The 13,532-nt window shown below is 64.3% G+C and carries 3 protein-coding genes; 2 read left to right on the top strand and 1 reads right to left on the bottom strand.

All coding sequences use genetic code 11. The features are described from left to right. The first annotated feature begins 17 nt into the window (after window positions 1-17). On the top strand, window positions 18-608 hold the full coding sequence (locus tag GGR62_RS14145; RefSeq protein ID WP_184408501.1) for a DUF1349 domain-containing protein: 591 nt from the start codon (window positions 18-20) through the stop codon (window positions 606-608). A gap of 108 nt (window positions 609-716) precedes the next feature. On the opposite strand, the gene GGR62_RS14140 is transcribed toward GGR62_RS14145, so the two are convergent. Further along, window positions 717-2,528 (bottom strand): GGDEF domain-containing phosphodiesterase, encoded by a 1,812-nt coding sequence (locus GGR62_RS14140; RefSeq protein WP_184408500.1) that lies wholly within the window; start codon window positions 2,526-2,528, stop codon window positions 717-719. 708 nt (window positions 2,529-3,236) lie between these two features. Here GGR62_RS14140 and GGR62_RS14135 point away from each other — a divergent pair. Continuing rightward, window positions 3,237-13,433: an autotransporter-associated beta strand repeat-containing protein gene (locus GGR62_RS14135; RefSeq protein WP_184408499.1), complete on the top strand. Its 10,197-nt coding sequence runs from the start codon at window positions 3,237-3,239 to the stop codon at window positions 13,431-13,433. Window positions 13,434-13,532 lie beyond the last annotated feature (99 nt).

Raw genomic sequence — 13,532 nt, 5'->3', positions numbered from 1 at the left:
CTTGCTTGGAGAACGCGATGACGCAGGACACAGGCTGGCACGGCGGGATCTGGCTCAATCGGCCGAAAACGCTGCAGATCAGTGGCGACACGCTGGATGTGGTGACCGAGCAGGCAACCGATTTCTGGCGCGAGACGCATTACGGTTTTACCCGCGACAGTGGCCATTTTCTCGGCATGCAGGCACCCTCGCGCTTCACTGCGCAATTGCGGGTGCGCGCGCACTACGAATCGCTCTACGACCAGGCCGGCATCATGGTGCGCGTGGACGCGCAGCATTGGCTCAAGGCCGGCATCGAACTCAGCGATGGTCGCGCCATGCTCAGCAGTGTGTTGAGCAACCCGCTGTCGGATTGGTCAACAGGCCCATACGAGGCCGACCCTGAGGATTTCTGGATGCGTGCGACCGTTGCCGACGGGGTGCTGCGCCTGCAGGTATCTGCCGATGGACACAGCTGGCCGCTGGTCAGGCTGTGCCCGTTTCCGGTGGCAAGCGACTACCTTGTCGGCCCGATGTGTTGCACACCTGAGCGCGCCGGCCTGAAGGTGGGTTTCTCGGAGTGGGCATTGACTGCACCGCTCGGCAAGGATCTGCACGATCTGAGTTGAGTGCGCGTTTGCCGCTTACTGAAAGAAGCTGCGCGCTCTGTGTCGGTAGCCTATCGCGCCAGCACCCGACGGCGCGGGCGCGGCTGTCCCCACGCCGTCAGCCGCACATCACGGCAGGCATTTGCGGCGTGCCGCATCGCGCACGTAGTCCGCAATCAGGTGGGCTTCCATCGGTTTGGAGAGCAGATAGCCCTGCGCCTCGTCGCATCCCCAACTGCGCAGCAACGCGATCTCGTCGGCATGTTCGATGCCTTCGGCCACGGTGCGGTACCCCAGTGCACTGGCCAGGCGTACCACCGCTTCTGCACGCACCTGCATGCCCGCCTTGTTGCCGATACCGGTGACCAGCGAGCGATCCAGTTTGAGCACGTTGACCGGCAACTCGGTGAGATAGCCGAAGTTGCTGTAGCCGGTGCCGAAATCGTCGATGGCCACGCTCACTCCGGCGTCGCGCAAGGCGCGCAGCCGTGGCACTGCCTCGACATTGCTACGCAGCCAGCGGCCTTCGGTGATTTCCAGTTCGATCCGGGTGGTCGGAATCGCCAGCGCGTTGCAGCGATTGATCACGTCCGCAGCGAGATTGAGGTTGCCGAAATCGCGCGACGACAGATTGATGGACAAGGAGACATCCAGCCCCTGTGCGCGCCATTGCGCCAACTGCACCAATGCACTTTCGATCACCCAATTGGTGACGGTACACATGAGCGCGGTTTTTTCGAACAGCGGGATGAATTCGTCCGGGCCGATCGGGCCCAGCATGACGTGATGCCAGCGCAGCAGGGCTTCAAACCCTGTGACCGACAGATCCTCCAGGTTGATGCGCGGCTGGTAGACCAGGCGGAAATCGCCCGCTTTCAATGCCTTTTCGGCGTCCTGCGCCAGCCGGTAGGAGCGTTGAATGGCATCGTCGTGGGAGGCGTCGTACCAGCACACGATGGCGTGGTGATTGATTGCATCGCCCAAGGCAACCAATCCCTTGCGCATCACATCGTTGGTGTCTGGTAGCTGCGGGGCGAAGCGCACGACGCCGGCATGGAAGGTCAGCGACATCGGGACACCGGCGGCATCCACCGGCAGCTGCAACATGTCGCGCAGATCGAGCAACAGGTCTTCCATCTCGTCGGGTGCCGAATTCAGCAGGAAAAATGCAAACCGCATCGACGCCACGTGGTACACGGTGGCCTTGCCACGCAAGGCGCGCGTCAACACGTAGCCGGCATGACGAATCAGCTCTTCCAGCGGCTGCATGCCCAGCGCCTGATGCGCCTCGTTGGCAGCCTGGTTGTCGTAGACCTCGATAAAGGCGGCAATCGTCGGCAGACAGTGGCTACCGAAGGCCAGTGCGTCCAGGTCCGATTGCAACTGCCGGGCATTGAGCAGCCCGCTGTGCGGTTCACGGCGGCCGGCGCCAAACTGTAATTCGAGTTGCGCCGCTGCCACGTTGGCAAACATCAGCAGTTGCTGATGCTCCTGGCTGGCCAGGCGACGCTCGCGCGTATCGATCACGCACAACGTGCCGGACACGCCGGTTTGCGGGGTGCCGACCGGCACGCAGGCAATGAAGCGTGCAGGCAAGCCGGGAAATGCCGCATCGCCCAATTGAATCGGTTCCAGCGCTGCACCCTCGATCAACTCGGACACGCCATTGCTCGCGGCAGGAACCTGTTGGCACAGCGCAATTGCCTGTTGCACATGCTCGGTACTGATGCCGCGTGCCGCCAGCACACGCAACCGACCGCCTTCGGTAATGGTCAATGCCGCCGCAGGCGCCACCAACGCGTGGCAGAGCAAACGTGCGATCTGCTCCAGCGGCTCCATTCCGCCGAGATCGATCGGCACTCCTGACCAGTCGAATTGGCGGCCCTGTGTTTTTTCTTCCAGCACAAGCGTCATGTCGTCAGGTTCCGTGTTGAGGATCACATATCACATGGCTACTAGAAACAAACCGAGGTCATCGATAAGTGATGAGCGTCAAACACACAAGCGCACATTCGCCCACCTCTGCGACGATAAAGTGGCCGTTACAACACGGCGGACTCGACAATAAAATGATTCGCTACGATGGCGATATACCCATCCAGGAGGTGGGTTGGTGGCCTATTTTTTGCATTGGTATTATCGCAGTAATTTTCCGGATGAGGTGGCGATAAAACGAACCCATCCAGAAAATATCGGGCTCAAGGGTAGTTTTCCTTCTCGGCGCTTCACCTCATTGTTCTGTTCGTTTAAGGCTTTGCTGGTTGCATGAGGCCGCTTCGCGAAGGTCGTAAATCAATCGATTACATGAAGATCAACGTTTATCTACGTGATTTTAGCCTCCATTCTGCGATGAGCTGCAGATCGGGTGTCGGAGCAGGCGCTGGCGGCCGCAAGCAAACAGGCTCACATATTGCGTGTTCACTATGGATATTGGTGTGGTTAGTGATATCCGGCACATTTCGGTAACATCGCTTCGTGTGTTAATCCGCCGTGATGGCGAATAACAAAGTGGTATTAAACGGCATGCACTGATTGATCTGCGTGTGTGCGGACGTCGGATTAAACAGACGCGGCAGTAAATCCAAATCTTGTCTTGGCGGGTATGCACGGGGTGCATGTCCGTCTCTACGTGGCAATCAGGGGGAAGCAATGAATCGTGCATTTGCGCTGGTCTGGAATGCAGCAATCGGCAATTGGGTCGTGACGCACGAGTTGGTGCGTCGGCGGCGCAAGCCCGGGGCAACCCGCCGCAGTTTGCCGTGCCTGGTCGTCCTGGCGGTGGGGGCCGCCGCACCTGTCCTGGCCTGGGGAGCATGTACGCCTGCACTGCCGGCAGCGGGCGCAACCGTCAACTGCACGGGGCTGCCAATCACCAGCAACAGCTTCGCAAGCGGCGCAAACAACCTGACCGTGAACGTTGCCGCAGGCACGCAAATGACCGCCGGGCTGCTTGGTGGCACCGCCGTTGCGCTCAGCGGCACCAATTCCACGTTCAACAACAGCGGGACGGTCGATCCGTCGGTGCTTGGCCTGTTGTCGGTATTGAGCACCGGCGTCACCATGGGGAACACCAGTTCCACAGCAGTGACCGCCAACAACCTCGCAACTGGCGTGATTTACGGCACCGGCGGCGTGCTTGGAGCAAACCTGCTCAATCTCGACGGCATGGCACTTGGCATCACCTCGGCCAGCAATGGCGTCGTGCAGATCAACAACGCCGGGCTGATCGATAGCCGTGCATTGTTGGATGTGTCGGTACTGAGTTCCGATACCCCGGTGATTGCGGTGACCGGCGGCGGCACCGTCAATGCAGTCAACACCGGCACCATCAACGGCCGCGTGGGCTTCCAGAGCTCGACCACAGGCAATACCTTTGTCAACGCCGGCACCATCAACGGCAGCGTGTCGATGGGTGCGGGCAGCACCAACAGCTTCACTGCCGTGACGGGCGGCAGCGTCAACAGTGGCGGTGGACTGGCGCTTGAATTGCTGGGCCCCGGTGGCTTGCTTAGCTTTGCGCAGACAGGCGTGGTGGATGGCGGTGCAGGCGGAACCAATACGCTGATCCTGCAGAACTCGGCAACGGGGACCGGCAGCGGCAGCACCGGCGTCGGATCGCTGAGCACGGCGCAATACATCAATTTCGGCAGATTGCGGGTCAATAGCGGCACCTGGTCGGTGGGGGGCGGCAGCAACTTCGGCACCAGCGCACTCAATGGCGGCGTCTTGCAATTCGTCAATCCCGCGCAGCTGGGGACCAGCATCACCGCCAACGGTGGCGCGCTGGAGGCCACTGCTGCCGGGCTCACCCTCAATCCCACGGCTGGTATCGCGCTGGGTGCGGGAGGCTTGACCCTGCAAGGCAGCAACAGTTTGACGGTGTCCAGCCCGATCACCGGCACTGGCGCACTGACCAAGACCGGCACCGGCGACGTGAGCCTGACCGGCGCAAACACCTTCAGCGGCGGCGTCAATCTGGTCGGCGGCGCGCTCACTGTCGGTAACAACAGTGCATTGGGCACCGGAACCGTCAACGCCTCCGGTGGCAGCCTGCTTGCAGGTGCGGCAGTGAACCTGGCGAATGCGTTTGTGCTCAACAACGCCGTCAGCATCGGTGGCACAAACGCGATACGGCTTGGCGGCACGGTCAGCGGGACCGGCGCGCTGACCAAGGTCGGTGCGGGCACGCTCACGCTGGGTGGCACCAACACCTATGCCGGTGGCACCACGCTGGGTGCAGGCACGGTGCTACTCGAAACAAATACGGCGCTAGGTGCCGGTACGGTGACAGCTGCCGGTGGGCAGTTGGATACGACCAGTGCGCTGACCCTGGCCAACAACGTTGCGCTGACCAATACCCTGGGCCTGGGCGCCAGCGGCAATGCGCTGACCTTGACCGGCACGCTTGCCGGCGCTGGCGGTATCAACAAGACCGGCAACGGCACGCTCGCACTCAACGGCAGCAATACCTTCACCGGCGCGACCACGCTGGCATCGGGAACCTTGCAGCTCGGCAACGCCAGCGCCTTGGGTACCGGTGCATTGAATGTCACCGGTGCGTCCAACCTCAGCAGCAGTGCTCCGTTGAGCGTTGCCAACAACATCAGCCTTGATGGGCCGTTGAACTTCACCGGCGCGCAGGCGCTGACGCTGAGCGGCACCATCAACGGCGGCGAGGGCCTGATCAAGGGCGGCGCAGGCGATCTCACGTTGACCGGTAACAACGCCTACACCGGCGGCACCACGCTGAGCACCGGGCGCTTGGTGGTCGGTGCGAATGCGGCACTGGGCACCGGCACGCTGACCGCAAGCGGCGGCCAACTGGATGCAATCGCTGCCACGACACTGGGCAATACGATTGCGCTCACCGGCACGCTGGACGTGGGCAGCAGCGGCAACGCATTGAACCTGGCTGGCACCATTGGCGGTGCCGGCGCATTGAACAAACTCGGCACCGGCACGCTCACGCTGGGCGGCCTGAACACCTACACCGGTGGCACCGGTCTCAATGCCGGCACCTTGCAGGTGGCCGGCGGCGCGGCACTCGGTACGGGCGCGTTGAACGTCACCGGCAACGCGACGCTGCAAAATACGGCAGCCACCTCGCTGAGCAATGCGATTGCGCTGACCACCGGCGCATTGACCCTCAACGGTGCGCAAGCCCTGACGTTGAGCGGCGCTGTCACCGGTAACGGGAGTCTGATCAAATCCGGCAGCGGCGATCTCCTGTTGAGCGGCAACAATCTGTATAGCGGCGGCACCACGCTCAGCGCGGGCAAGCTTACGGTGGGCAGCGACACCGCACTCGGTACCGGTGCACTCACTGCTGCGGCCGGCACCACGCTGGACAACGCAACCGTGAGCACGCTCGCCAATGCGATTGCGCTGGCAGGCCTGGTCAATGTGGGCGGCAGCAACGCGCTGACCTTGACCGGTGCCATCAGCGGCGTCGGCAGCTTGAACAAGCTTGGCCCGGCCAGCCTGACCCTTTCGGGTAACAACGGCTACACCGGCGGCACGCGTCTGAGTGCAGGCAGCCTGATCCTGGGCAGCGACACGGCGTTGGGCCTGGGCACCTTGACGGTGGCCGGCGGGTTGCTCGACAGCACCGCCGCACGCGTCGTCGCCAACAACGTTGCGCTGGAAGCGGATCTGCAGCTCGGCGGCAGCCAGAATCTCACGCTCAACGGCGTGGTCAGCGGCGTAGGCGGCGTGGTCAAGGACGGCACTGCTGCATTGACGCTGGGTGGCGCCAATACGTTTGCCGGTGGCGTGGATCTCAATGCAGGCAGCCTGCTGATCGGCAATGGCGCAGCACTGGGCAGCGGCGTCCTCACTGCGGCAGGCGGCACGCAACTACAAGCCACCACTGCAACGACCATCGGCAACGACGTCGTGGTGAATGGTGCGCTTGCGGTCACCGGCAACAACGCTCTGGGCATGACCGGCGTCGTGAGTGGCGCAGGCAGTCTGGTCAAGCAGGGCACGGGTGCGCTCACGTTGAGCGGCAACAATGTGTATGCGGGTGGCACGTTGCTGGACGCCGGCACTTTGGTGGTCGGCAGCGATACCGCGCTCGGCACCGGCACGCTCACTGCTGCCGATGGCACGCAGCTCACTGCAAGTACCGCAGTGAGCTTGCAGAACGCGCTCAGCGTCGCCGGTCAACTCGGCATCGATGGCCAGAACCTCACGCTCGATGGCGCGATCGACGGTGCCGGCAGTCTGATCAAGAACGGCACGCAAACGCTCACGCTCAATGGCAACAGCAGCTGGGCCGGCGGATTGCAGTTGCAGAGCGGCGCATTGGTGGTCGGCAGCGACACCGCATTGGGTGTCGGCACGCTGACCGCCGCAGCTGGCACCTCGCTGGATGCGAGCACGGCGGTGGCCTTGGCCAATGCGGTTGCGCTGGATGGCGCAGTGACGCTGCCCGGAACGCAGGACATCGCGCTCAATGGCGTCGTCAGCGGCATCGGCAGTCTCGATAAACAAGGCGCGGCCACGCTGACCTTGAGCAACGCCAATACCTTCAGCGGCGGTGTTGCGCTGAATGCAGGGCGTGTGGTGCTTGGCAACGACAGTGCGTTGGGCGTCGGTGGCCTGCTGGTTGGCGGCGCTGCCGAACTGGATGCCACGACCGCGCTGAGCTTGGGCAATACGGTGCAGTTGAACGATCAGCTCACGCTGATCGGCAGCAACGATCTCAGTTTGAACGGCGCCATCGCCGGCACCGGCAGCCTGATCAAGAACGGCACGACCACGTTGTCGCTCAATGCAACCAACACGTACAGCGGCGGCACCACGCTATCGGGTGGCACCATTGCCGTTGGCGCGAACGATGCGCTTGGCACCGGCAATCTCTCGGTCGTTGGCAATGCGACGCTGAGCAATGCGATTGCGGTGGCCTTGGGCAACGGTATCGATCTGGGCGCAACGCTCAGCGTGGACACCGCAGCCGACATGCTGGCCAGCGGCACCATCAGCGGCGCGGGCGACTTCATCAAGACCGGCGCCGGCACCTTGACCTTGAGCGGCAGCAATACCTACACCGGCCCGCTGGCGATCCAGGCCGGCACATTGGTGGCCAGCACCGGCGCGGCGCTGGGCAATGCCAGCAATGTGGATGTCGCGGCAGGCGCGCTGTTGAACCTCACCAACGGTGGCCTGATCAACGTGCTCAGCGGCGCCGGGAATGTCGACACCGATGCGGGCGGCACATTGCAGCTGGGTGGCGGCGACTTTGCCGGTAGCCTGGGCGGTGGCGGCAATCTCGACAAGGTCGGCACCGGCACCGTGCGCTTGCTTGGCACCAGTGCGATCGGCGGCACCACGCAGGTCAGCGGCGGTACGCTGGATGTCATTGGCAGCCTGGGCACCAGTGCGTTGAACGTGGCGCTGGGCGGCACCTTGACCGGCACCGGCACCACCGGCAGCGTGGGCAGCAACGTGACCATCGCCGACGGTGGCCGGCTTGCGTTGACCAGTGGCTCGTCGCTCAGTGTGGGCGGCTTGTCGCTGGCGTCGGGTGCGTTTGTGGATGTTTCACTGGCAGCACCGAGCAACACGCGGCTGTTGGAGGTCAATGGCAATCTCACCCTGGACGGCACGCTCAACATCACCGACATCGGTGGCTTCGGCACTGGCGTCTATCGCCTGATCGATTACACCGGCCTGCTCACCAACAACGGCCTGGCCATCGGCCTGTTTCCCGGCAGTGTGGATATCAGCCAGCTCGCCTTGCAGACCTCCATCGGCCAGCAGCTCAATCTGGTGGTCACGGCGCCCGGCAGCATCGTGCAGTTCTGGGATGGCGTGCAGACCACCGCCAACGGCACCGTCGATGGCGGCTCAGGCACGTGGGGCGCGGCGACCAACTGGACCGGCCAGGACGGCAGCGCCAACAGCACCTGGCAAGGCGATTTCGCGGTGTTTTCCGGCACTGCCGGCACGGTGGGGGTGCAGGGCACGCAAAGCATCGGCGGCCTGCAGTTCGTCACCGATGGGTATCGCCTGACCGATGTCGGCGCAGGTGGTCTGGCGGTGACCGACCCGCTGACCGCGATTCGCGTCGATCCTGGTGCCACTGCCAGCATCGATGTCGCCATCTCCGGCGTGGGCGGGCTGCAGAAACTCGACACCGGCACCCTGGTGCTGGATGCGGCCAGCAGCTACACCGGCGGTACCGCGCTCAGCGGCGGAACCCTGGTGCTGGGCGATGCGCAGGCGCTTGGCACTGGCACGCTGACTGCGTCAGCCGGCACCAGCCTCGATAGCAATCAGGCATTGGCGATTGGCAATGCAGTGGTGCTCGATGGTGCGCTGACCTCCGTGGGCAGCAACGACCTGACCCTGTCAGGCACGATCAGCGGCGCCGGCAGCCTGATCAAGAACGGTGCGTCCACGCTGACCCTGGACGGCGCCAACAGCTACGTCGGTGGCAGCGTGTTGAACGCCGGCACCCTGGCGGTCGGCAGCAACACTGCGTTGGGCGTGGGCAGCTTGTCGGTGCTGGGCAATGCCACCTTGAGCAATGCGATTGCGCTGGCATTGGGCAACAGCATCAACCTGGGCGCCAATCTGACCATTGCCAGCGCGGACGATCTGGCATTGACCGGCGTCCTCAGTGGCGCAGGCGCGTTGACCAAGACCGGCGCGGGCAGCTTGACCTTGTCCGGCGCCAACAGCTTCAGCGGCCCGGTATCGGTGCAGGCTGGCGTCCTCGCAACCGCTGCCTCCGGTACCTTGGGCAACACCGGCACCGTGGACGTCGCGGCAGGTGCTGCGCTCTCGCTCGGCAGCAATGCGGCGCTGGGCGCGGTGACCGGGCAGGGCAATGTCGCGGTGTTGGGCGGCAACACGCTGCAGCTTGGCGTCAACAATGTCAGCAGCACCTTTGCAGGCACCTTGAGCGATGCCGGCAATCTGGACAAGGTCGGTACCGGCACGCTGCAGCTCACCGGCAGCTCCTCGCTCGGCGGCACCACGCAGATCATCGCGGGCACGCTGGACGTGGATGGCACCCTGGCCAGCGCAGGCGGCCTGACCGTGGGCACCGGCGGCACGCTAAGCGGTAGCGGTGTGGTCGATGCGGCAGTTACGGTGAACAACGGTGGCCGTCTGGTGGTGACCAGCGGGTCGCAGTTGACCACTGGCAACCTGAGCCTGGCGACCAACGCCACGCTCGATGCCTTCCTCGGGGTGGCCAGCCAGACCGGCGTATTGGCGGTCAATGGCGACCTCACCCTGGACGGCACGCTCAACATCACCGACATCGGTGGCTTCGGTACCGGCGTCTATCGCTTGATCGACTACACCGGTGCCTTGACCAACAACGGCATGGCCTTCGGCACGCTCCCCGGCACGCTGGACCCGACCCAACTGGCGCTGCAGACCGCACTGGCCCAGGAGGTCAACGTGGTGGTGCTGTCGCCCGGCAGCAACGTGCAGTTCTGGGATGGCGCGCAGACCTCGGCCAACGGCAGCATCGAGGGCGGCACCGGCGTATGGGTCGCAGGCGCGACCAACTGGAGCGCGATCGATGGCCTGACCAACAGCGATTGGCAGAACGGTTTTGCGGTATTCGCCGGTACCGCCGGCAATGTGGGCGTGCAGGGGACCCAAGGCATCACCGGCATGCAGTTCGTCAGCGACGGCTATGTGCTGAGCGATGCCGGCGCCGGTGCGCTCAGTGCCAATGCAGCCAACACCATCATCCGTGTGGATCCCGGCGTCACCGCCACCGTCGATGTGAGCATCGGCGGCACCGGCACGGTGCAGAAACTCGATACCGGCACGCTGGTGTTGAGCGCCGCCAATACCTATACCGGTGGCACCGCGCTCGGTGGCGGCAGTTTGATCCTGGGCGATGCCCAGGCCCTGGGCACCGGTCCCCTGACTGCGGCAAACGGCACCAGCCTCGATACCGACCAGGCATTGGCAGTGGGCAATGCGGTGGTGCTCGATGGCGCGTTGACCCTGCTCGGCAGCAACGACCTGACCCTGAGCGGCGCGATCAGCGGCGCAGGCAGCCTGCTCAAGACCGGTGCGTCCACGCTCACGCTCAGTGGCAACAACAGCTATGCCGGCGGCACTGTGCTGAGCGATGGCACGGTCTCGGTCGGCAGCGACAACGCACTGGGCACCGGCACCTTGTCGGTGATCGGCGATTCGGTGCTGAGCACTGCGGTGGCAGCCGCACTGGGCAATGCGGTCACATTGGGCGCAGCGCTCACGGTCGACAACCCGGCAGACCTCACCCTTGCCGGCAACATCAGCGGCAGCGGTGCGTTGATCAAGACCAACACCGGCACGCTGACGCTGGATGGCAGCAACAGCTACACCGGCGGCACCACCCTCACTGCCGGCACATTGGTGGGCGACAGCGCCAGCTTGCAGGGCGCCATCGTCGACAATGCCGCGTTGGTGTTCAACCAGACCGCCAATGGCGTGTTCACCGGTTCGGTCACCGGTACCGGCAGCGTCACCAAGGAGGGCGCAGGCGCGCTACTGCTCGACGGCGCCAATGGCTATACGGGCGGCACCACCATCGCGGCCGGCAGCTTGATCGGCGACACCACCAGCCTGCAGGGCGATATCGCCAACAACGCGGCGCTGGTGTTCAACCAGACCACCGGCGGCGTGTATGCCGGCACGCTCAGCGGCACCGGCTCGCTGGAGAAGGCCGGCACTAGCGCGCTGCAATTGCTCGGGCCCAACACCTACACCGGCGGCACCATCATCAGTGCCGGCAGCCTGATCGGCAACACCACCAGCCTGCAGGGCAATGTGGTGGACAACGGCACGCTGGTGTTCGATCAGGCCGCCGATGGCGTGTTTGCCGGGGCGGTCAGCGGCACCGGCAGCGTGATCAAGCAGGGGACGGGGACATTGACGCTGGTCGCCCCCAACACCTACAGCGGTGGCACCACCATCGCCAGCGGCAGTCTGGTCGGCAACACCACCAGCCTGCAGGGCAACATCGTCGACAACGCCACCCTGGTGTTCGACCAGGCCGGCGACGGCACGTTTGCCGGCAACATCAGCGGCAGCGGTGCATTGATCAAGACCGGCACCGGCGCAGTCACCCTGGACGGCGTCAATGGCTATCTCGGTGGCACCACCATCAACGCCGGCACGCTGATCGGCAATACCACCAGCCTGCAGGGCACTATCACCGCCAACAGCGCGCTGGTATTTCAGCAGAACACCAATGGCACCTACGCTGGAACCTTGTCGGGTGCCGGTAGCCTGCTCAAGGCGGGCGCCGGGATCTTGCTGTTCACTGCAAACAGCAGTGGTTTCACCGGACCGACCACGGTTGCCGCAGGCGTCTTGAGCGTGGGCAACCCAGCCAATCCGGGCGCGGCCTTGGGCGGGCTGGTCACGGTGGCGCCGGGCGCCACGCTTACCGGCAGTGGCAGCGTCGGCAGCCTGGTCTCAGGGGGAACCGTGGCGGTGGGTGGCAGCAACGGCACGCTCAGCGTCGGCGGCAATGCCACGGTCGGCTCCGGCTCCACCTTGCAGGTGACCCCGAATGCCGGTGGAACGATCACGCCGGTCACCGTGGGCGGGACGGCCACGTTGGTACCGGGCAGCACCTTGCAGCTGATTCGGGCAACCGACTTGCCGTTGTTCACGCAGATTACGGTGATCAATGCGGCAGGTGGACTCACCGGCCAGTTCACCAACGTCGTCTCCGACTACGCCTTCGTCGATCCGAACGTCAGCACCACCGCGACTACGCTGTCGGTCTCGTTCGGCCGCAATACCGATGCGATGGTCGATGCAGTCACCGCGCCCAACCATCAGGCGACTGCAGCGGCCGTGGATGGACTGCCGACCACCAGCCCTGTCTACCAGGCGGTAGTGCGGCTACCCGACGATCCGGAAGCGATCCGCACCGCGTTTGCCTCCCTGTCCGGCGAAAGCCATGCCAGCACGGCAACCGCATTGCTGGACAGCCGATTTCTGATGAGCGGGGTCGGCAACCATCTGCGTGGCGACAGTCAGGACACCCGGGTCGGCGACACCACGGTGTGGATCACCGGGCGCAGCCTGCCCAATCGCATCGACGGCGATGCCGATACCGCGTCGGTGCGGCGCGAGGACAACGGCATCATGGCCGGTGCGGAACGCCGCGTCGGCGAGCGCAGCGTGGTCGGCATTGCAGTGGGCAATCAGGACATCGAAAGCGTGTCGCGCGCGTTGGGCGATCGTGCCGATGTCGATGGCACCCACGTCGGCGTGTACGGGCAGGCCGACTGGTCCGCGTTTTCCCTGCAGGGTGCGGTGGACTATGCGGACTACAACGTGGACAGCACGCGTCGGGTGATGTTGCCCGGCGTGCTCGAAGAGCGCTTGACCAGCAACTACGACGCACAGGCCGTCACCGTGTCGCTGGAGGCGTCCTGGAACCTGCGCACCGGCAACGCGGTGTACAGCCCGTTCGTCGCGGCCGAGTACACACGTCTGAAGACCGACGGCTTCAACGAGCGCGGCGGCATTGCCGGGCTATCGGTGGACCGTGCCGAGGACGACTACACCACCAGTACCGTGGGTGTACGTGGTCGCTGGGAACTGGGCACGCGTACGTCGATGTACGCAGCGGCAGGCTGGCGGCATGCGTTCGGCGACCGTTTCGTGCAGCGTTCGGCAGGCTTTGTCGACACCGACGCGCAGTTCACCGTGCAAAGCGTCACGCTTGCCAAGAATGCGCTGGTCGGCGAAGTGGGGGTCAGCCTGATCACCTCGCCCAACAGCCGCTTGGCGTTGTCGCTGCAGGGACTCAACGGCGATGGCCAGACCGCGTATGGCGGCCAGGCGACCTGGGGGGTGAGTTTCTGATCGCTCGCCGGTAAGCAGGAAAAAAGAACGCCCCGGCATGCTGGGGCGTTCTTTTTCTGTGCGCTCGCAGAGCGGGTTACGCATCGCTGCGTGAATAGG

The organism is Xanthomonas sp. 3075, from assembly GCF_014197275.1.
Taxonomy (GTDB): Bacteria; Pseudomonadota; Gammaproteobacteria; order Xanthomonadales; family Xanthomonadaceae; genus Xanthomonas; species Xanthomonas campestris_B.
Note: the sequence above shows the minus strand (reverse complement) of the source record. Positions and strands in the feature narration are given on the sequence as shown.